This is a genomic window from Pseudomonas sp. (genome assembly GCF_035497915.1).
Classification (GTDB): Bacteria; Pseudomonadota; Gammaproteobacteria; order Pseudomonadales; family Pseudomonadaceae; genus Serpens.
This window is the reverse complement of record NZ_DATJCS010000010.1, coordinates 48,073-68,648: the sequence shown is the minus strand read 5'-3', so window position 1 is coordinate 68,648 and position 20,576 is coordinate 48,073. Positions and strand designations below refer to the sequence as shown.

Genomic DNA, 20,576 nt, shown 5'->3' with positions numbered 1-20,576 from the left:
AGACTCGGGTCGCTCATAGCTACGCTATGCCCGCCCGAGTCTCTATACAGCGGAATAGCTGCTTTTTCGGCTTTCCGCCACCCTGATTCCTTGCCATTTACAGTTCCACTACTACATTGCGTCATATTGTCTGGGCAACAGTGATTAGATGGAATTCCGTGCTAATGGATAACGGGAGCGTTCCGTATAATTCCGCATACCAAACAGTACCCACCAACAAAAAAAGCCTTTAAAAACAATAAGTTAATAGCTACAGAATCCAGCTTGATGTATTCGCTTGACCGCTGTCTAGCACGCAACCGGCAGTTGGAAGCTACTAATTCGCCATCTCACTGTCTACTCCCAATGAGCACAGAGTCATGCTCATGCTGGGCCAACACCCAGGCTGGGCGGAAGGCAGGCGCAGGATGGCCGCCGGCAGGCGTTCCTAGGGCTGCGGCCCGTGGGCTGAGTCGGGAGGAACGGGGAAATTGAATCGCGCCGGCCCATCAGGCCAGCGCACGTAGGCACCTGAATTAAGCGGTGGTCTTGCCTTCCACGTGGCGGGCGAAGTTGTCCAGAATGGATTGCCAGCCCGCACGCTGTTGCTCTTCCGAGTGCGTCTGCTCCGCTTCGAAGGTTTCCCGCACGGTGACGCCAGTCGGCCCGGTGAGAAATTCCACCCGCAAGGTGCGCCCGCCAAACTCGCACTCGATCAATTGATGGTGCTCGATCTTCGTATAGGTACCCGAAAAATCGAACCCCATGCTGCCGTCCTTGGCTTCCATGCGTGATGAGAAGGTTCCGCCGACGCGAAGATCAACGCTCGCCCGGGTGGTATGCCAATCGTCGGATGCAGCGTTCCATTGGGTGATGTCTTCTGGAGTGGTCCAGGCGCTCCACACCCGTTCAATCGGTGCCGCGATGGTGGTTTCAACCGTGATGTTCATTTCCTGTCTTCCTTATATTGATGAGCAACGGGGTGCGCGGAAGACTGTAGCGCCTCTGTAGGGAACAACCATGAACCACGCCACGCGCAGGATCTGTCGAGCGGCAGGGAGTGTTCCATGCTACGCGCGCTTTGCCGGGGTGGTTATCGGCTTGGGCGATCCATGCGATTGCCGAGCGGGCTTGGAAGTCCGGATGATCAGGTAGCCGCAATCCTTTCTATGCCTTGAGATCAACCGCTGCCCGATAGCTCCCATCCATGTAGAACGGTACGGATGTGTGCTCGTGGACGATGCGCCATTGGCCACTTGTCTTCCGAAGACACAGCGTTGTGCGATACCACATGTCTTGCTCTTCACTCCCTTGGCGCCCACGCATTCTGGTCAGCGCGGACGAGTACGCCAGGTTGCCCTCAACGGTGAGACTGACGTCGCTTGCATCGATCCGGATGGGGCCGTCCCAGCTGTCGAGCCAGGCCGCAACGCTGTCACGGTTGATCCCGTGACGTCCGAGTGGCGGCGCCAGATCGTAAATCACCGCGTCCTGCGTGTACGCCTCGACGATGGCTTCTACGTCGTGGTCAGCGTGCGCCTTTGCCAAGGTCTGAAAGAGCGTCTCAATCTCCGCCCGGTCTGTTATCGAGCTCATCTCGCTCCTCCGTTGCACACCCAATCCGCAGCAAATACATCGCGGCTAAAGCCGCTCCTACAACGGCAACGGCGCGCCCTGCTTCTCATGGCTGCGCATCACCCGCCGCAGTCAGCACCGCAACCTGCTGCTCATAGCGCCGCGCGGCCTCCGCATTCCCGGCCGCCGTCGCGGCCTCCATGGCGCCCTGTGTGGCACGCAACCGATTCGGGTCCCGTTGCAGGGAGCGCTCGAATTCCGCCAGGGCCTCGACGGGCTGGTTCTGCACCATTAGCAGATCGGCCAGCAGTTCCCGGGAGGGCACTACGTTGCCGGGGGTGACCGGGTGCTTGTCGCTGGCTTCCTCGAGATCAGCCGCTTCGCGCATCAGGCGCAGCGCCTCGTCGGGACGGTTTTCGGCCTGGGCGATCCAGGCGTTTACCGCGAGGATCTGGAATTCCGCCTGACCGGCCCAGTAGCCGAGGTTGCTCTGGCGCATCGCGGCCTGCAGGGCCTGCAGGCGCTCGACATCCGCGCTGGCCGCGCCGGGGTTGCCGCTGCGCGCGGCGCCCAGGCCGCGGGCGAACACCAGGATGGCTTCGGCCTGCGGGAACTTGTCCCAGGCCAGGTCGGCGGGCGACAGCTGCAATGCGGCGGCTTCCTGCCACTGCCCCCGCTCCAGGGCGTAGCGCGCCGGAATGGCGGCGACGAAGTTTTCCACGTTGACCTTGCGGATCGCCGCCACCTCGTCCACCCGCTGCTTGGCCGCCTGGTGCTGGCCCTGTTGCAGGTGGCCGAACACCAGGTAGTCCAGGGCGTGGAGGGCGTCGTAGGTGCCGATATCCAGCGTGGTCGCCTGCAGTTCCTGGCGTGCGGCCTGGTACGAGGCCAGGTTGCTTTCCACCATGGCCGGCCAGTCGCCGACCCGGCTGAAGATGTGCGAGGGCATGTGCTGGACGTGCGGCACCGAGGGTGCGATGTCCGCGTAGGCGCGGGCGTAGGGCATGCCCCGCTCCGCCAGGCTGGTGTAGTCGAAGGTGTGGATCAGGTAGTGGGCGATGCCGGGGTGGTTGGGGTACTGCCGGTACAGCGGTTCGAGGATGCCGGCGGCCTTGAGCTGGTTGGCGTAGGTCTTGTCGGTGGGCTGGGCGGTGGCGTTGAGCAGCAGCGCGTGGAGAATCTGCGCTTCGACATCCTGCGGATAGCGCGCGGCCACTTCTTCCATGGCCAGCGCCAGCGCCAGCGCACGGGGGCGGTGTTCGGTGCTCTGCCAGTCCTTGAAGAAGGCGCCGAGGGCGTCGATATAGGCGTTTTCCCGCTCGCTGCCGGCACCGAGCTGCTGCGCCCGGGACCAGGCCTCGGCTCCCGCCTGCAAGGCCTGCGGGCTGGGCGGCCAGGCCAGCGGGTTGCCCATGGACATGATAGAAATGCCCCAGTGGGCCATGGCGCAGTTCGGGTCCTGTTCCAGCACCTTAGCGAAGGCCTGTTTGGCGGGGTCGAACCAGAAGGAATGGAACAGGGCCATGGCCCGGTTGAAGGTGCGCTGCGCGTCCGGGGTGCAGGACACCTGGAAGTTCACCTCGCCCAGTTGTTCGGGCGGTTCCCCTTCGTGCGAATGTTGCGCCCCTGCCGCGCCGCTGAGGGCGAGTGAGAGCGCCAGCGTCCCTGCCCGTGCGATTGACCTGTGCATGGCGGCCTCCAGGATAGGCTGAGAAAGCCGCCGGGTGGCCTCTCCTGTCGCGGCGGCCTGCAAGGAAGTTGGATCCCGGAAAATCAGCAAAGTTGGGGGGCAACGGCTGGGAATCCCCGACTGTCTGCCGGACGGCGAGCAGGTTGGTGCTGTTAACCCCAATGTCGCCCAGGGTGCGGTCCATACTTGGCTGAACTACATGGAGGGGCGCCGTCATGCTTGTCTCGCGCTTGACCGTTGTAATGTTCGGCGGCGTGCTGCTGCTAGGGGGGTCGCTGTCTTCGCTGGCCGATTCGGACCGCGCCCGGGACACCCGCTCCAAACTGATGCAACACGATGACCGGGGCCGGTACGGGCTGCCCCCACGCGGCTGGCAGGACCCGCGGATGCATCGGGATTCTCGCTACCCGCAGCGTTACCGCTACTACCGCTACGAGGATCACGGTGGACAGTACCGATACGATCACCGCCTCCCGGGAGACTGGTCCTATCCACGGGATCGCCTGGGCAACGAGCGAGGCGAGTCGTTCAACTCGGAGCGTTTCTATCCCGACTCGCCTTCATTCAACCTGCGTGGGTACCCGCCGCCCCGCCAGGTTCGGCCGGACTTCCCGGCGCGCCACAACCCGCATCCGCCGGGCATCTACCGGCCCTTGCATGACAACGGGTTGCAGCTTCCTCCGCCACGCTGAGGCATTCAGCTCGCCGGCACTTGGTATTCCCGCGTGATGCGGGCCACCTGGACCGAATAGGACGCGTACCAGCGCTCGCGCCCGGCCTGTTGCGCCAGCAGATGCTCGGGATGCGCCTTCCAGGCCTTGATGGAGGCTTCGTCTGGCCAGTAGGACAGCGCCACCTCGTCATCCCCTTCGCTCACGGCATGGAATTCAAGACAGCCGAACTCCGCCAGCGCCAACTCGCGCATGCGGGAAGCGACACGGAAATACTCGTCGTCGAGCGACCTGACCTTTGCGCGGAAGATGACAACGTACATCGGGCCTCCTTGCCTGAGTGCCTGGTGGGCGAGTGAAGCGTAGCGCCCCGGGGAACGGAGGAGCCATGACGCTCCGACCGCAAACCCTGAACGGAAGCCTAAGGGCGCCGTTCAGGGTCGTGGGGCATGTGGTCTTACATCCAGCCCAGCCATTTCCACCAGGTCAGCGCCATCACCAGCATCAGCAGGTAGCCGACCAGGGTCAGCCACACGCCGATGCGCAGGAACTGTCGTGAAGTGAAGGTCTCGGTGCCGATGCACACCATGTTCTGCGGGGCGTTGATCGGCAGCAGGAAGCCGAAGCTCATCACGAAGCCGAGCAGCATGCTCATGCCCAGCGCGTTGATATCGCCGCCCAGGTGCTGCAGCAGGGCGATCATGATCGGCAGCATCGCCGAGGTCAGCGCGGTGGCGCTGGCGAAGCCGATATGGATGAGGATGAGGAACAGGCCGAGCACGGCGAACACCCAGAACGGCGACATGCCTTCCATGCCCAGGTTGTCCACCAGGCCGCGCGCCAGCCAGGCACCGGCCTGGGTGCCGAGCAGCGCGGTGCCGAGGCTGATGCCGACGCCGAAGACGATTACCGTGCCCCACGGCACGCGGTTCTGCGCTTCCTTCCAGCTCATCACGCCAATACCGGGCATCAGCAGCAGCGCCAGGCCGACCATGGTCACCGAAGCCGTGTCGAAGCGGTGCAGCTTGCCTTCGGTGGCCCAGAAGGCCAGCAGGCCGAGGGTGATGCCGAACAGCTTGCGTTCGCCGCCGCTCATGGCGCCCAGTTCGCGCAGGGAATTGCGCACCGCGTCCTTGCCGCCTTCGATCTTGCCCACGCCCGGCGGCATCAGCCTGACGATGACCACATAAAGCACCACCGACATCAGGACGCTCCACGGCAGGCCGGCGATCAGCCAGTCCATCCAGGTGACGGACTCGCCCAGCAGCTTGTGCATGAAACCGGTGGTGAGCAGGTTCTGCGCGGCCGAGGTCTGGATGCCGACGTTCCAGATGCTGGTGCCCTGCGCCACCAGGATCATCAGCGCGCCGGCGAAGGTGGAGCGCTTGTCCACGCCGAAGGCGGCGATCACCCCCATCATGATCGGCACCACGCAGGCCACGCGGGCGGTGGCGCTGGGCACGATGAAGCTGAGGATGATGGTCACCAGGATGGCGCCGATCAGCACCCGGCGCGGGCTGGCGCCGACCTTGGACAGGGTGTAGAGCGCGATGCGCTTGTCCAGCCCGGTGTGGGTCATGGCCGCGGCGATGAACAGCGCCGCCGCCACCAGCGCCAGCGCCGAGTTGGCGAAGCCGGCCAGCGCCATGGCCAGGCCGCCCTTGGTGCCGATCAGCACGTCGGGGTTGGCCACCGTCGGCGCACTGCCGAGCAGGAAGGCCATCAGGCCGATGATCATGATGGCGCTGACTTCGTAGGACACGGTTTCGGTGATCCACACGATCACGGCGAAGGCGAGGATGGCCAGCATGTACTGGCCGGCCTGGGGCAGACCGGGGAACGGCGGCAGGAGCGCGATCAGTGCGCCGATCGCGATCGCCAGCAGGAGTCCCCAGGGCAGCTTGGCCCGGAGTTCGGTGAGGGTCATGGAGTGTTCCTTGTGGGAATGGCTTCAGTGTCGACCTGCGGATGCCGGCAGGTAACCGGCTCCGACATGGCGCCGGGGGTTTCCCGGCTTCTTGTCACGCCATTCTAGTGACCGACCGGTCGGCGAATCTTGCCGCAGAGCAATGCCGTGTCGGCCCCTGTTGCTCTGGCACTGGCAAATCGACACACTCTGCTGCGCTTTTTTCCCACCTTCGGATCCCCCCGTATGCCGTACCGCGCCCCCGCCCTGCTTGTATTCGCCCTTCTGCCCACCCTGGCACTGGCCCAGGACTGCACCGACCGCGCCGAGTGCTGGCCGGAAGGCAGCGCGATGCATACCGGCCTGCTGCTGGCCGAGGAACTGGCGGCGCTGGACGAGACACTGGCGCAGGCCCACCGGGCGCTGACCGAGCAGGTGGGTTCGGCGCGGGTGACCGACGAGACGCCACAGGACAACAGCCTGCTGACCAAAGCGCTGCGCGAGCAGCAGAAGGCCTGGCTCAAGTACCGCAGTGGGGAATGCCGGCTGATTGGCGCACTGACCGGCGCCGGCGGCAGCTGGCCGAGCACCTACGCCACGGACTGCGAACTGAGCCTGGGCCAGCAGCGGCTGGAGGATGTGCAGGCGGCCCGGGAATGCATCAACGCGATTTCCGAGCAGGACCGCATCTTCGAGCAGGGCGAGTGCCTGCGCGACCTGGCACCGATGGCGCGGGATCTGCCGATTCCTTGATTCTTGATGGGCCGGCCCGCGTGCAAGGCTTGCCAACGCTGGCCGGGATAAACCCGGCCCCACAGGTTTCCAGCCGCCCCGTCTGGCTACGCCCAACCCTTGTGGGGCCGGCTTTACGCCGGCCGACGGAGTACCGGCCCGACCTGCCTGTGCAAGACCCGCACCCCGCTGGCCGGGATGAACCCGGCCCCACAGGTTGCCAGCCGCCCCGTCTGGCTACGCCCAACCCTTGTGGGGCCGGCTTTATGCCGGCCGACGGAGTACCGGCCCGACTTCCCTGTACAAGACCCGCACCCCGCTGGCCGGGATGAACCCGGCCCCACAGGCTTCACCCCGCCCGCAGGTCGTGGCGGACTACTCCACCGTGATCGGGATGTAGCGCGGATGGCTCGCCACACGTTGCAGCCAGGCGCGAATGGCCGGGTAGTTGGCGAGATCGAAGCCCGATTCCTCGGCCAGCGAGGTGAAGGGGTACAGCGCCACATCGGCGATGGAGCAGGAATCCCCGACCAGATAGGGCGTGCGCTGCAGCTGCTGCTCCATCACGTTCAGGGCGTGGTAGCCGTCGTAGCACTTGGCTTCGTATTCCTTACGGGACGCCTCGGGGTTGCCCTCGAACACCTTGATATAGCGCGCCCGCGACAGGTACGGCTCGTGGCTGTACTGCTCGAAGAACTGCCACTGCAGCACCTGGGTGCGCAGGCGCGGGTCGCTGGGCAGGAATTCGCTGCCGTCGGCCAGGTAGTTGAGGATGGCGTTGGATTCCCACAGGTAGGTGCCATCCTCCAGCTGCAGCACGGGAATCTTGCCGTTGGGGTTGATGGTCCGGAACGCCTCGGAGCGGGTCTCGCCGCCGGTCAGATCGACCGGCACCCATTCGTAAGGCCGGTCGAGCAGATGCAGCATCAACTTGACCTTGTAGCAGTTGCCCGAGCGGTGATCCCCGTAAACCCTGAACATCTCGCGATACTCCTCACACGGCTATGAGTTGGCAGCCTGGGCGTCACGCACCACGCCGGCCAGGCGGCGCAGACCCTCGCCCAGGCGCTCCGGCGCCACATGGCTGAAATTCAGGCGCATGTAGCCGGGATTCTTGTCCGGATCGATGAAGAAGGCCTCGCCCGGCATGAAGGCCACATCCACGGCCAGCGCCTTGTGCATCAGCGCGCGGGTGTCGAGCGGGTTCTTCAGCTTCAGCCAGAAGAACAGTCCGCCCTGCGGCACGTTCCACTCGGCCAGCTCGCCGAAATGCTCCTCAAGGGCCGTCTGCATGGCATCGCGACGGACCCGGTAGAAGCTGCGCAGCTCAGCCAGGTGGCGCTGGAACTTCTCGGTGCCCAGCCACTGGGCGGCCTGCCACTGGCCGATGCGGTTGGTGTGCAGGTCGGCGGCCTGCTTCAGGCGCAGCAGGTGCGGGAACAGTTCCTTGCTGCAGATCAGGTAGCCCACGCGCAGCCCCGGCAGCAGCGTCTTGGATACGGTGCCAGTGTAGATCCAGTTGGTTTTCTTCAGCCGGCTGGTGATCGGCGCGGCCTTGTAGTCATCGAACACCAGCTCGCGGTACGGCTCGTCCTCCACCAGGGTGACGCCGAACTCGTCCAGCAGCGCCGCCACCGCGTCACGCTTGGCCTCGCTGTAGCGCACCGCCGAGGGGTTCTGGAAGGTGGGGATCAGGTAGGCGAACACCGGCTTGTGCTGTTCCAGGCGTTCGCGCAGCGCCGCGATGTTCGGGCCGTCGGCTTCCTGCGGCACTTCCAGGCACTTCGCGCCGAACAGCTGGAAGGACTGCAGTGCGGCCAGGTAGGTGGGCGATTCGACGAGGATTTCGGTGCCCGGATCGACGTACAGCTTGGTGACCAGGTCCAGCGCCTGCTGCGAGCCACAGGTGACCAGCACCTGCGAGGCGTCGCAATCCAGGCCCAGCGTGCGCGCCTCGGCGGCGATCAGCTCACGCAGCTCCGGCTCACCCTCGCTCATGCCGTACTGGGATACCGAGGCCGGCATGGCGCTCCAGTCCACGGTCGGCAGCATGGGCTCGGCCGGCAGGCCGCCGGCAAAGGACATCACTTCCGGACGCTGCGCGGCGGCGAGGATTTCGCGGATTAGGGAACTCTTGAGACGTGAGATGCGTTCGGAAAAAGCCATTGATGTCACCGGGGCGATAGGCAGAGAATTGGGTCAAACTTGTTGACCTGAAAATTACGCCTCGGCTCGCGAAAACGTCAATATGACTGACCTAAAAAAAAGCACCGGCCAGCGCCAGATCATGGAAGCCTTCTTCGGCGCCTACCGGGCCTTCACCGCCAAGCCCGACGAAATGCTGGCGCGACGCGGCCTGTCGCGCATGCATCACCGCATCCTGTTCTTCATTGCCCACCAGCCGGGCCTGAGCGTCAGCGAGCTGCTCACCCGCCTGGGCGTCACCAAGCAGGCGCTGAACATCCCGTTGCGCCAGCTGGTCGAGATGCAGCTGGTGGACAGCGCCCCGGCCGCCGACGACAAGCGCAAGCGCCTGCTGGCGCTGACCCCGGAAGGCGCCAAGCTGGAGCAGAAGCTGCGCCAGGAACAGATCCGCACCCTGCAGGCGGTCTTCGGCGAGGTCGGCGAAGAGGCGGTTGCCGGCTGGCTGCAGGTCAATCAGGCTCTGGCCGAGAAACTGCCGGGCTAATCCCTTTCACGACGAGGATCGCCATGGACGCGCCTTCCCTGCGCTCCGCGCACTTCCTGCGCGACAGCTCCCCTTCCGCCGTGGTGGCCGGCTTCATCGCCATGCTCACCGGCTACACCAGCTCGCTGGTGCTGATGTTCCAGGCCGGACAGAACGCCGGCCTGAGCGCCGGGCAGATTTCCTCGTGGATCTGGGCGCTGTCGATCGGCATGGCGCTGTGCTGCATCGGCCTGTCGCTGCGCTACCGCGCACCGGTGATGATCGCCTGGTCGACGCCGGGCGCCGCGCTGTTGATCAGCAGCCTGCCGGGCGTGCCGTACGGCGAGGCGATCGGCGCCTACATCCTGGCGTCCGGGCTGATCGTGCTGATCGGTCTGACTGGCAGCTTCGACCGCCTGATGCGTCGCATCCCCGCCTCCCTCGCCGCCGCCCTGCTGGCTGGCGTGCTGTTCAGGATCGGCCTGGAAATCTGCGTGGCGGCCGAGCAGCAGCCCGTGCTGGTGCTGGCCATGCTGCTGGCCTACCTGTTCGGCAAGCGCTGGCTGCCCCGCTACGCCGTCCTGGCGGCGCTGCTGGTGGGTGGCGGCCTGGCCGGTGCGCTGGGGCTGCTGGATTTTTCCGGCTTCGAGCTGCGCCTGGCGGTGCCGGAATGGACCACGCCGCGGTTTTCCCTGGGCGCGGCCATCAGCATCGGCATTCCACTATTCATCGTCGCCATGGCCTCGCAGAACCTGCCGGGCATGGCGGTGCTGCGCGCCAACGGCTACAAAGTGCCCGCCTCGCCGCTACTGAGCGTCAGCGGACTGGCCTCGGTGCTGCTCGCGCCCTTCGGCGCCCACGGCATTCATCTGGCGGCCATCAGCGCGGCGATCTGCGCCGGTCCGGAAGCCCACGAGAATCCGGCCAAGCGCTACACCGCCGCCGTGTGGTGCGGCATCTTCTACGGCATCGCCGGCATCTTCGGCGCCACGCTGGCGGCGCTGTTCGCCGCGCTGCCGGCGGCGCTGATCCTGTCCATCGCCGCCCTGGCGCTGTTCGCCTCGATCATCGGCGGGCTGACCCAGGCAATGAGCGAGCCCAGCGAGCGCGAGGCGGCGCTGGTGACCTTCCTGGTCACTGCCTCGGGCATGACGCTGTTTTCCGTGGGTTCGGCATTCTGGGGCATCGTCGCCGGCCTGCTGACCCTGGCGATCCTCAAGGGCGGGCGGCGACGCTGAGCTCCGTTTCCAGGGTGCGGCGAATTTCCGGCCAGTCGCGGTCGGTGATGCTGTAGAGGATGCTGTCGTCGAGCCGGCCATCGGCCAGCCGCCGATGGTTGCGCAGCAGGCCCTCGCGCCGGGCGCCGAGCTTTTCGATGGCGCGCTGGGCGCGCAGGTTGCTGGCGGCGGTCTTGAGCTGCACGCGGACCATTTCCCACTGTTCGAAGGCCTGGCGCAGCATGAGGAACTTGATGGCCGTGTTCAGGCCACTGCCCTGCCGCTCCGTGGCCAGCCAGGTGCCACCGATTTCCAGGGCCGGCAGGCCGGGCAGGAAGTCGAGGAAGCGGGTGGTGCCGAGCAGCTCCTGCTCCAGGCGCACGGCGTAGATCACCGCCGTTCCGTCCCGCTGGTCGGCCAGGGCCTGGCGATACCAGTCGGGCCGCAGCGGGCCGTTCATGTAGATCAGTTGCTCCCGGTTGGCGTCGGCCAGGCTCAGCAAGGCCGGCAGGTCGGCTTCCGCAAGGGGCTCCAGGCACAGGGCTCCGCGTCGCAGGGTGACCGGCTGAGGTTTGAACATCTGCACTCTCCGTTGTGTGGCCATGACGATAGCCAAGCGGCTCATCGGTCATGCCCGGCGCGGGGCTGAAGCACAAGAAACGCAACGATTATGCAAAGCCCGTCACATTTCTGTCCGTGCCGTCTGTCGCCTGCGACCTTGGTCGCAGCGATCGGTGTCCTACGCGCACTTTCTGCGAGAATCCCCCCCGTATCCCTTCTTGTTTCATTCCCGGCTGGCTTACCAGATGGTGTCACCCGACGGCGACACCCCCCGGCAGCACAATCACTGTCCGCCGCTGGTCGATGAATCAAGCCCCCCTGTTTTTCGGAGTTCGCATGTCGCTGTCCCCCGGGCTGATCGCCTCCATCGCCTTCGCCTACCTGGCGCTGCTGTTCGCCATTGCCTTCTATGGCGATCGCCGCAAGACGCCGCTATCGCCGCGCATGCGCGCCTGGGTGTACAGCCTGTCTTTGGCGGTCTACTGCACCAGCTGGACATTCTTCGGCGCGGTGGGCCAGTCCACCGAGCAGCTGTGGGCCTTCCTGCCCATCTACCTGGGACCGATCCTGCTGCTGATGTTCGCGCCCTGGGTGGTGCAGAAGATGGTGATGATTTCCAAGCAGGAGAACATCACCTCGATCGCCGACTTCATTGCGGCCCGCTACGGCAAGTCGCAGACGCTGGCCATCGCCATTGCGCTGATCTGTCTGGTGGGCGTGCTGCCCTACCTGGCCCTGCAGCTCAAGGCCATCGTGCTGGGCTTCGACCTGCTGATCGGCGCCAACCCCACCGAGTATGACCTGCGCACCCAGGACACCGCGCTGCTGGTGTCGCTGGTGCTGGCGCTGTTCGCCATCCTGTTTGGCACCCGCAGCCTGGATGTGACCGAACACCATCGCGGCATGATGCTGGCCATCGCCTTCGAGTCGCTGGTCAAGCTGCTGGCCTTCCTGGCCGTGGGCGTGTTCGTCACCTTCGGGCTGTTCGACGGCTTCACCGATCTGCTCGACCAGGCGCAGGCGTCACCAGAGCTCGAAGCCTTCTGGAAGGAGGAGGTGAACTGGCCGGCGATGCTGATACAGACCTACCTGGCCATGGTGGCGGTGGTCTGCCTGCCTCGGCAGTTCCATGTCACCGTGGTGGAGAACAATGCGCCCCAGGACCTGATCCTGGCCCGCCGGGTGTTTCCGCTCTATCTCATCCTCGCGGCGCTGTTCGTGCTGCCCATCGGCCTGGCCGGACAACTGCTGCTGCCCGCCGGTGTGCTGCCGGACTCCTTCGTGATCAGCCTGCCGCTGGCGCAGAACAACCCGACCCTGGCGGTGCTGGCCTTCATCGGCGGCGCCTCGGCCGCCACCGGCATGGTGATCGTGGCCAGCGTGGCGCTGTCGACGATGATCTCCAACGACATGCTGCTGCCCTGGCTGCTGCGCCGCAAGGAAGAGGCGCGCCCGTTCGAGGCGTTCCGCAGTTGGATGCTCACCGCCCGCCGGGTCAGCATCGTGGTCATCCTGTTGCTGGCCTATGTCAGCTATCGCCTGCTGGGCGCCAACGCCAGCCTGGCCACCATCGGCATGGTGTCCTTCGCCGCCATCGGCCAGCTGGCGCCGGCCATGCTCGGCGCCCTGCTGTGGAAGCAGGCGAACCGCCGCGGCGTGTTCGCCGGGCTGATCGCCGGCTCGCTGATCTGGTTCTACACCTTGGTGCTGCCGCTGGTGACCGGCGGTCTCGGCTGGTCGCTGGAGCTGTTCCCGGGTCTGCAGACCCTGCTGCACTTCCCGCTGTGGATCACGGTGGACCCGCTGACCCGTGGCCTGGTGCTCTCGCTGGCCGGCAACTTCCTGCTGTTCGCCCTGGTGTCGCTGTTTTCCCGCACTCGCGTGCTGGAGTACTGGCAGGCCAGCCGCTTCATCGGCCAGGAGCTGCACCGGCCGAGCAGCCGCGCCCTGCTGGCGGTGCAGGTCAGCGACCTGCTGGCCCTCGCCGCGCGCTTCGTCGGCGTGGAGCGCGCCGAGCAGAGCTTCATGCGCTTCGCCATGCGCCAGGGCAAGGCCTTCAACCCGTCCGACGCCGCCGACGAGGCCTGGACGGCGCACACCGAACGCCTGCTGGCCGGCGTGCTGGGCGCCTCTTCGACCCGCGCGGTGGTCAAGGCGGCCATCGAAGGGCGCGACATGCAGGTCGAGGATGTGGTGCGCATCGTCGACGAAGCCTCGGAGGTGCTGCAGTTCAACCGCGCCCTGCTGCAGGGCGCCATCGAGAACATCACCCAGGGCATCAGCGTGGTCGACCAGTCGCTGCGCCTGGTGGCCTGGAACCGCCGCTACATCGAGCTGTTCGGTTATCCCGAGCACCTGATCCATGTCGGCCGGCCGATCGCCGATGTGATCCGCTACAACGCCGAGCGCGGCCTGTGCGGCCTGGGCGATCCGGAAACCCACGTGATCAAGCGCCTGTACTGGATGCGCCAGGGCACCCCGCACACCTCCGAGCGGCTGTTCCCCAACGGCCGGGTGATCGAGCTGATCGGCAACCCGATGCCCGGCGGCGGCTTCGTCATGAGCTTCACCGACATCACCGAGTTCCGGAAGGCCGAAGCGGCACTCAAGGAAGCCAACGAGGGCCTGGAACAGCGCGTGGCCGAGCGGACCCGCGAGCTGTCCGAGCTGAACGAGGCTCTGATCGCCGCCAAGCGCAACGCGGAAACCGCCAACCAGTCCAAATCGCGCTTCCTCGCCGCGGTCAGCCATGACCTGATGCAGCCGCTGAATGCCGCCCGGCTGTTTTCCGCTTCGCTGGCCCACTCCGGCCAGAGCCTGCCGGCCGAAGCCCGCGAACTGGTGCAGCACCTGGACAGCTCGCTGCGCTCGGTGGAAGACCTGATCAGCGACCTGCTGGACATCTCCCGCCTGGAAAGCGGGCGCATCACGCCGGATCGCCAGACCTTCCCGATCAGCAGCCTGTTCGACACGCTGGGCGTCGAGTTCCGCGCCCTGGCACAGGAACAGGGGGTGGACCTGCGCATGCGCGCCAGCAAGCTGCGCATCGACAGCGACCCCAAGCTGCTGCGCCGGATCCTGCAGAACTTCCTCACCAACGCCTTCCGCTACGCCAAGGGGCAGGTGCTGGTGGGTGTGCGCCGCCGGGGCGGTCAGGTGCGCCTGGAGGTGTGGGATCGCGGCCCGGGGATTCCCGAAGACAAGCGTCAGGAGATCTTCGAGGAGTTCAAGCGCCTGGACAGCCACCAGACCCGCGCCGAGAAGGGCCTGGGTCTGGGCCTGGCCATCGCCGACGGGCTGGGCAAGGTGCTCGACCATCGCATCGAGGTGCGCTCGTGGATCGGCAAGGGCAGCGTGTTCAGCGTCACCGTGCCGCTGGCGCGCAAGAGCGAACCCGCACCGCGCACGGGCGCCTTCCAGCCGGACACCGGCAACCTGAGCGGTGCCCAGGTGCTGTGCGTGGACAACGAGGAAAGCATCCTGCTTGGCATGCGCAGCCTGCTGTCGCGCTGGGGCTGTCAGGTATGGACGGCGCGCAACCGCGAGGAATGCGAACAATTGCTCAAGGACGGCAGCAAGCCGTTGCTGGTGCTGGTGGACTACCACCTGGACGGCGGCGTCACCGGCATTCAGCTGATGAGCTGGCTGCGCAGCCGGTTGGGCGAGCCGATTCCCGGCGTGGTGATCAGCGCCGACAGCCGCCCCGAACTGGTGGCCCAGGTGCATGGCTCCGGCCTCGACTACCTGACCAAGCCAGTCAAGCCCGCCGCGCTGCGCGCGCTGATCAGCCGGCACCTGCGCTTGCGTTAAGCCGGCCCCCGCACGCGCGCCGGCATGGCGCGCGTGCGGCGCGTTGGTGGATCGATGAAGCGTGATCCACCCTACGTCTCCACCCAGCCGCTTGGCAGCCGACACCGAGCCGGTCAGAATGCCGCTAAACCCGCATTCCAGAGCGGCTGCCGACGCACCGCTGATCACCGGATACGCTTTCTGTCATGAACATGCCCCCGTTGCTACTGGACCTCGTCACCGCCCTGGCCATCGGTCTGCTGATCGGCATCGAGCGCGGCTGGCGCAGCCGCAGCATGGCCGATGGGCAACTGGCGGCCGGCATTCGCACCTACGGGCTGATCGGCCTGCTGGGCGGCCTGGCGGCGCTGCTCACCCAGCCGTTCGGCGTCGGCGCCTGGATCGCCGTGCTGGTGGTGTTCGGCGCGCTGGTGCTGGTCAGCTATTTCGGCGACCTGCGCAGGGGCGACCTGGGCATGACCAGCGAGATCGCCCTGCTGCTGACCTTCCTGCTCGGCAGCCTGGCACTCAGCGACCAGCGCATGCTGGCCGCCGGCTGCGCGGTGATCGTCACGCTGCTGCTGAGCCTCAAGGACCAGTTGCACGCCGCCTTGCAGAAGCTCTCCGCCCTGGAACTGAGCGGCGCGCTGAAGCTGCTGTTCATTTCCCTGGTGTTGCTGCCGACCCTGCCCAATCAGGGCTACGGCCCCTGGGAGGTGTTCAACCCCTACAGCATCTGGTGGATGGTGGTGCTGATCGCCGGCATCGGCTTCGCCGCCTATGTGGCGGTACGCCTGGTCGGCACGCGCCATGGTCTGCTGATTACCGCGCTGCTCGGCAGCCTGGTGTCTTCCACGGCGATGACCATCAGCCTGTCACGCCTGAAAGACAAGGCCAGCCTGCACAACCTGCTGGCCACCGGCCTGCTGGCCACGTCGGCGCTGATGTTTCCCCGCGTGCTGCTGGAAGTGGGGGTGATCAACCGCAGCCTGCTGCCGACACTCGTGGCCCCGCTGATGGTGACCTGCGCCTTCTATCTGCTGGGCGCGCTCTGGTGGTTCTTCCGTCCATACGAAGCGGCCGCCGCGGAAAGCGACGCCCCGCTGAGCAACCCCTTCGAATTGGCCCCGGCGCTGCGCTTCGCCCTGCTGCTGGCGCTGATCCTGTTCCTGGTGGAAGCCGGGCGCCGCCTGATGGGCGACGTGGGGGTCTACCTGGTGGCGCTGGTGTCCGGCCTGGCCGATGTGGACGCCATCACCCTGTCGCTGGCCCGCAACGCCCAGGGCGACCTGAACAACGAGATTGCCGTGCACGGCATCTTCCTCGCCGCGCTGAGCAACAGCCTGGTGAAGGCCGGGCTGATCGTGGGCATCGGCGGCAAGGCGCTGGCCGTGCGCACCCTGCCCTTCATCTTGGCCGGCCTGCTGGCGGGCGCCGTGGTGCTGCTGCTGGCCTAGCCACCGCTCCCACCCCTGCCCGCGCCCCGTCCTCCGATAGGTGGGCGCGCGACGCTCCGACGCCGACACTGTGCAAACAGCGGCAGGAGATCAGCATGGCAGACAGCAACGATATTCCTGGCGGCGCGGCGCGCCAGCCAGTCCAGTGTCTCGCGGTGGCGGGAGATGGTGTACGTCTGGCGGCTTTCCGCTGGGGACACGCCGACGCACCCGTCCTGCTGCTGGTGCACGGTTATCCGGACAACCACACCATCTGGCTGCCGCTGATCGACGCGTTGGCCGACGAGTTCCAGATCATCGCCTACGACGTGCGCGGCTTCGGCGCCTCGCAGACGCCGCGGCGGCTGCGGGATTACCGCCTGGAGAGGCTGGCGAATGACCTGGAAGCGGTGATCCGCGCCACCTGCCCGGGGCGCCCGGTGCATCTGCTGGGCCACGACTGGGGTTCGATCCAGTGCTGGGAAGCGGTCACCGAACCGCGTCTCCAGCCGTTGCTGGCGTCCTATACCAGTATCTCCGGCCCCTGCCTTGATCATGTCGGGCAGTGGATGCGCGAACGTCTGGGGCAGAAACGCGCCAGTGCCTGGCGTCAGTTGGGCGGGCAATTGCTCAGCTCCTGGTACATCGTCTTCTTCCACCTGCCGCTACTGCCGGAGCTGTGCTGGCGGCTGGGCCTGGATCGGGCCTGGCCCTGGCTGCTGTACCGCGTCGAGGGGCTGCGGAACATGCCGCGCAACGCCAGCCAGCGCGCCGATGGCATCCACGGCGTGGCGCTGTACCGGGCCAATTTCATCCGCCGCCTGTTCAGACCGTGCGTGCGCCACACCGGGCTGCCCGTGCAACTGATCGTGCCACTACGCGACCGCTTCGTCCGCCCGCAGCTGTTCGACGACTTGTTCCGCTGGGCGCCCAACCTTACCCGGCACGAAAGCGCGGCCGGTCACTGGCAATTGCTGGCCCGGCCTCGGGAGCTGGCCGAGCGGATGCGCCGCTTTATCGCCCAGCAGGAAGAGGCCAAACCGCTGGCGGCGCCTACCGACCACGCCCCTCAGTCGTCCTGATCCTCCAGCGCCGGCAGCCCGGCGGCGCGTTCCAGCAGCTCACTGGGCAGGCTCTTGCTGGCCCGGGCGCCGAGCAGCTTGAGGTTCTCCACTCGGCCAATCAGGTTGCCGCGGCCGTCCACCAGCTTGTTGCGCGCGCTGGCATAGGCCTTGTCGAGCTGCTGCAGGCGCGCGCCGATTTCGTCCAGGTCCTGCACGAAGGCTACGAACTTGTCGTACAGCGCACCGGCGCGCTCGGCGATCTCGCGGGCGTTCTGACTTTGGCGCTCCTGGCGCCACAGGCTGTCGATCACCCGCAGGGTGGCCAGCAGCGTCGTCGGGCTGACGATCACGATGTTCTGCTCGAAGGCCTCCTGGAACAGCCCCGGATCGGCCTGCAGCGCGACGGCGAACGCCGCCTCGATGGGCACGAACAGCAGCACGAAATCCAGGCTGTGCAGGCCCTCCAGACGCTGGTAATCCTTCAGCGACAGGCCCTTGAGATGTCCGCGCAACGACTGCACATGGCGCTTGAGGGCCAGCTCGCGCACGTTGTCGTTCTCGGCGGCGAGCATCGCCTGGTAGGCGGTCAGGCTGACCTTGGCATCCACCACCACCTGCTTGTCGCCCGGCAGCTGGATCAGCACGTCGGGCTGGAAGCGCTGGCCATCCGGGCTCTGCAGGCTGACCTGGGTGTGGTATTCGCGGCCCTTGGCCAGGCCGGCGTGTTCCAGCACGCGCTCCAGCACCAGCTCGCCCCAGCTGCCCTGGTTCTTCTGGCCCTGCAGGGCGCGGGTCAGGTTGTTGGCTTCCTCGCCCAGACGCTGGTTGAGCTGCTGCAGGCGCTGCAGCTCCTTGGCCAGCGAGAAGCGCTCGCGGGCTTCCTGCTGATAGCTGTCCTCAACGCGCTTCTCGAACGCCTGGATGCGCTCCTTGAGCGGTTCGAGCAACTGACCGAGACGCTGCTGACTGTTTTCCGCGAAGCGCTGCTCGCGCTCGGCGAAAATGCTGCCAGCCAGTTCGGCGAACTGTGCCTTGAGGGTGTCGCGGGCGGCCTGCAGATCGACCAGACGCTGCTGGTGGGCCTGCTGCTGCTCGCGCAGCTCGGCCTCCAGGGCGGCACGTTCGCCGACCAACTGACGCAGCGTGGTCTCCTGGCGCTCGCGCTCCCCTTTCCAGGCGTGCTGCTCCTGTACCAGCAGCTCACGTTCGCGGCGCTGGGCGGCCAGTTCGGCCTGTTGCGCGGCGTTGTGCTGCTGCAGTTCGCCGAGTTCCTCGCGGCACTCGCGCAGCTGGCCGTTGAGCAGATCCTGGGCGAGCAGCGCGGTGTTGGCGCGCTCCTCCAGCAGCAGCGCCTGGCCGCGCACCTCGGCCAGCCGGCGCTGCAGCTGCCAGGCCAGGCCGAGCAGCGGCACGCCGACGACCAGCAGGCCGACCAGCAGGGACAGGGGATGCAAGGGCATGGGAACTCCCGGAATGAGCAACGAGGCGGCCAGTATATCGGCCATCCGGGGTGGTCCGGGGATCAGGACAGGGACGCGGCCTGTTCGCCGGTCAGCGCCTGCTGGGCGCGCGGGTCGCCGGCGCGGGCGGCCTGGCGGAGGAATTCCTGGCCAATGCGCCGGTCGCGGTGGCTGCCGCAATGCCGGCAGAGCAGCAGACCGAGACGGCTCTGCGCTTCCACCACGCCACGCCGGGCCGGTTGTTTGAGCAGTTGGCCAGCCAGGCGCTGCGCCAGCGCGGCCTGCCCCAGGCGCGGATTATCCAGCAGCCAGCCGGCCAGACGCAGGGACAAGAGCGTGTGCGGCGCGGACGGATGAACGGTCAGAAACTTCATGGAGTCGTTTGGGGAGCTTGGGAGGCGCGCACTGTACTCCTTTTTCCCGGCGGGTAAAGACTTGCCAGATCGCACCGGCCTCGTTCCAGGCAGCCGTGGGCGAGCCATCCACAGTTTCTGTGGATAACATTGTGGGAAAGCTTGCAAAAAATACCCGCAAACGGCCATGTCTCGCGGGCCGAAGACGAATTGACTATTTTTTAGTCAAAAAAATAGCCTTTATTTTTCAATGAGTTACGAGTCGTTCCTGGTCAACCCCAGACATCCCCAGGGGCGTGACCGGGTTCCGCCGCCGATTCGATACAGGCCCGCGAGCAATGTGAACAAGTTCTCGCTCGCCACGCAGGAGACGGGCCAGCACAGCCGCGTTTCGTCGGCGACCCGCATTCAGGAAACCACTCTCAGCCGCGGCGGACAGCGGCGCACCGGCCGGCCCATACCCAGCCCCAGTTCCTCCACATGCTCGCGCGGCAGCAGACGGGCACCGGATAGCACGATCCGCACGGCGGCCTCATCGAGCTCGGCCTCTGCCAGGGCCAACTCCATGCCGCCGGCGACCCGACGCCTGGCCTTCAGCCAATCGAGCAGGGCGTTGATGGCCTGCCGCTCCGCTTCTTCGGGTAAACACCGCATAGCTCCCTCCTTGGTTTGCTCGGTTGTCGTGACGTGCGGCAAGGGTAGACAGCCGCTGCGACAGTGCGTCGCACGCGTGCGAGGGAAGCGAGATGAATCACAAAAGCGGCGAATCCGCGGATATGTGCCCGACGGAAGGTGGGATGGCGCATGGCCAGAATCTGTTTGACGGCATAAAGAAAGCCCCCGGCGCCTGGGGCGACGGGGGCTTTCGGACACGCGGGGAATCAGGCCTTGACGCGGGACTTGTATTCGCCGGTGCGGGTGTCGATTTCGATGGAGTCGCCGATTTCGCAGAAGGCGGAAACCTGCAGCTCGGCACCGTTGTTCAGGCGAGCGGTCTTCATCACCTTGCCGGAGGTGTCGCCACGTACGGCCGGTTCGGTGTAGGCGATCTGGCGGACGATGGTGGTCGGCAGTTCGACGGAGATGACCTTGTCGCCGTAGAACACGGCTTCGCAGACGTCGGTCATGCCGTCTTCGATGAAGGCCATGACGCCTTCCAGGTCATCCTTTTCGATCTCGTACTGGTTGAACTCACCGTCCATGAACACGTACAGCGGGTCGGCGAAGTAGGAGTAGGTCACTTCCTTGCGCTCAAGGATGATCGGCTCCAGTTTGTCGTCGGCCTTGAACACGGTTTCGGTGCCGGCACCGGTCAGCAGGTTCTTCAGCTTCATCTTGACGACCGCAGAGTTACGGCCGGACTTGTTGAACTCGGCCTTCTGGATGACCCAGGGCTGGCCGTTGATGTTGGCTACCTGACCGGCGCGGAATTCTTGTGCGGTTTTCATACGGATATCCGTTGGGATGAGTGACAA

General features: G+C 66.1%; 19 protein-coding genes. 7 read left to right on the top strand and 12 right to left on the bottom strand.

Annotation, left to right across the window (positions count from 1 at the left end):
- Positions 1–515 precede the first annotated feature (515 nt).
- From VL129_RS03195 to VL129_RS03185, 3 genes are all read right to left on the bottom strand, one after another.
- The gene (locus VL129_RS03195) at positions 516–929 is read right to left on the bottom strand and encodes an SRPBCC family protein (protein WP_325409996.1); all 414 of its coding nucleotides are present in this window, start codon (positions 927–929) and stop codon (positions 516–518) included.
- A gap of 217 nt (positions 930–1,146) precedes the next feature.
- Positions 1,147–1,575 carry a YybH family protein gene (locus VL129_RS03190; RefSeq protein WP_325409994.1) on the bottom strand — a complete coding sequence of 143 codons (429 nt, stop codon included), beginning with the start codon at positions 1,573–1,575 and terminating at the stop codon, positions 1,147–1,149.
- Between the two features lie 85 nt (positions 1,576–1,660).
- Positions 1,661–3,244 carry a tetratricopeptide repeat protein gene (locus tag VL129_RS03185; protein ID WP_325409992.1) on the bottom strand — a complete coding sequence of 528 codons (1,584 nt, stop codon included), beginning with the start codon at positions 3,242–3,244 and terminating at the stop codon, positions 1,661–1,663.
- 386 nt (positions 3,245–3,630) lie between these two features.
- Here VL129_RS03185 and VL129_RS03180 point away from each other — a divergent pair, with 386 nt between their 5' ends.
- Positions 3,631–3,936 (top strand): hypothetical protein, encoded by a 306-nt coding sequence (locus tag VL129_RS03180; protein WP_325409990.1) that lies wholly within the window; start codon positions 3,631–3,633, stop codon positions 3,934–3,936.
- Positions 3,937–3,941: 5 nt separating this feature from the next.
- Here the strand turns inward: VL129_RS03180 and VL129_RS03175 are convergent, their stop codons facing one another.
- Entirely contained in the window at positions 3,942–4,238 is a 297-nt protein-coding gene (locus tag VL129_RS03175; protein ID WP_325409988.1) for an antibiotic biosynthesis monooxygenase family protein, read from the bottom strand.
- 134 nt (positions 4,239–4,372) lie between these two features.
- Entirely contained in the window at positions 4,373–5,842 is a 1,470-nt protein-coding gene (locus tag VL129_RS03170; RefSeq protein WP_325409986.1) for a DASS family sodium-coupled anion symporter, read from the bottom strand.
- Between the two features lie 225 nt (positions 5,843–6,067).
- Here VL129_RS03170 and VL129_RS03165 point away from each other — a divergent pair, with 225 nt between their 5' ends.
- Positions 6,068–6,574, top strand: coding sequence for a lysozyme inhibitor LprI family protein (locus VL129_RS03165; RefSeq protein WP_325409984.1), 507 nt, complete (start codon positions 6,068–6,070; stop codon positions 6,572–6,574).
- A gap of 354 nt (positions 6,575–6,928) precedes the next feature.
- Here VL129_RS03165 and VL129_RS03160 read toward each other — a convergent pair whose 3' ends face one another.
- Both VL129_RS03160 and VL129_RS03155 read right to left on the bottom strand, forming a co-directional pair.
- Positions 6,929–7,534 (bottom strand): glutathione S-transferase family protein, encoded by a 606-nt coding sequence (locus VL129_RS03160; RefSeq protein WP_325409982.1) that lies wholly within the window; start codon positions 7,532–7,534, stop codon positions 6,929–6,931.
- A 21-nt stretch (positions 7,535–7,555) separates the two neighbouring features.
- Positions 7,556–8,719, bottom strand: a complete 1,164-nt coding sequence (locus VL129_RS03155) for an aminotransferase-like domain-containing protein (protein WP_325409981.1) — start codon at positions 8,717–8,719, stop codon at positions 7,556–7,558.
- 82 nt (positions 8,720–8,801) lie between these two features.
- On the opposite strand from VL129_RS03155, the gene VL129_RS03150 reads away from it, so the two are divergent.
- Positions 8,802–9,242 carry a MarR family winged helix-turn-helix transcriptional regulator gene (locus VL129_RS03150; RefSeq protein ID WP_325409979.1) on the top strand — a complete coding sequence of 147 codons (441 nt, stop codon included), beginning with the start codon at positions 8,802–8,804 and terminating at the stop codon, positions 9,240–9,242.
- Between the two features lie 23 nt (positions 9,243–9,265).
- Positions 9,266–10,459, top strand: a complete 1,194-nt coding sequence (locus VL129_RS03145; protein WP_325409977.1) for a benzoate/H(+) symporter BenE family transporter — start codon at positions 9,266–9,268, stop codon at positions 10,457–10,459.
- Here VL129_RS03145 and VL129_RS03140 read toward each other — a convergent pair.
- On the bottom strand, positions 10,437–11,018 hold the full coding sequence (locus VL129_RS03140; RefSeq protein ID WP_325409975.1) for a GNAT family N-acetyltransferase: 582 nt from the start codon (positions 11,016–11,018) through the stop codon (positions 10,437–10,439). The genes VL129_RS03145 and VL129_RS03140 overlap by 23 nt on opposite strands.
- A 317-nt stretch (positions 11,019–11,335) precedes the next feature.
- On the opposite strand from VL129_RS03140, the gene VL129_RS03135 reads away from it, so the two are divergent.
- The 3 genes from VL129_RS03135 (at position 11,336) to VL129_RS03125 (ending at position 17,306) form a co-directional block, all read left to right on the top strand.
- Positions 11,336–14,809: a hybrid sensor histidine kinase/response regulator gene (locus VL129_RS03135; protein ID WP_325409972.1), complete on the top strand. Its 3,474-nt coding sequence runs from the start codon at positions 11,336–11,338 to the stop codon at positions 14,807–14,809.
- A 185-nt stretch (positions 14,810–14,994) separates the two neighbouring features.
- Positions 14,995–16,245, top strand: coding sequence for an MgtC/SapB family protein (locus VL129_RS03130; RefSeq protein WP_325409970.1), 1,251 nt, complete (start codon positions 14,995–14,997; stop codon positions 16,243–16,245).
- Between the two features lie 95 nt (positions 16,246–16,340).
- Complete coding sequence (locus VL129_RS03125; RefSeq protein WP_325409968.1) at positions 16,341–17,306, top strand: alpha/beta fold hydrolase; 966 nt, start codon at positions 16,341–16,343, stop codon at positions 17,304–17,306.
- Here the strand turns inward: VL129_RS03125 and VL129_RS03120 are convergent.
- From VL129_RS03120 to efp, 4 genes are all read right to left on the bottom strand, one after another.
- Entirely contained in the window at positions 17,294–18,634 is a 1,341-nt protein-coding gene (locus tag VL129_RS03120) for a DNA recombination protein RmuC (protein WP_414705122.1), read from the bottom strand. The genes VL129_RS03125 and VL129_RS03120 overlap by 13 nt on opposite strands.
- A 176-nt stretch (positions 18,635–18,810) precedes the next feature.
- Positions 18,811–19,122 (bottom strand): SEL1-like repeat protein, encoded by a 312-nt coding sequence (locus VL129_RS03115; protein WP_325409964.1) that lies wholly within the window; start codon positions 19,120–19,122, stop codon positions 18,811–18,813.
- A 387-nt stretch (positions 19,123–19,509) separates the two neighbouring features.
- Positions 19,510–19,755 carry a hypothetical protein gene (locus VL129_RS03110; RefSeq protein WP_325409963.1) on the bottom strand — a complete coding sequence of 82 codons (246 nt, stop codon included), beginning with the start codon at positions 19,753–19,755 and terminating at the stop codon, positions 19,510–19,512.
- A 227-nt stretch (positions 19,756–19,982) separates the two neighbouring features.
- Positions 19,983–20,549 (bottom strand): elongation factor P, encoded by a 567-nt coding sequence (gene efp, locus VL129_RS03105; RefSeq protein ID WP_325409961.1) that lies wholly within the window; start codon positions 20,547–20,549, stop codon positions 19,983–19,985.
- Between the last annotated feature and the right edge of the window lie 27 nt (positions 20,550–20,576).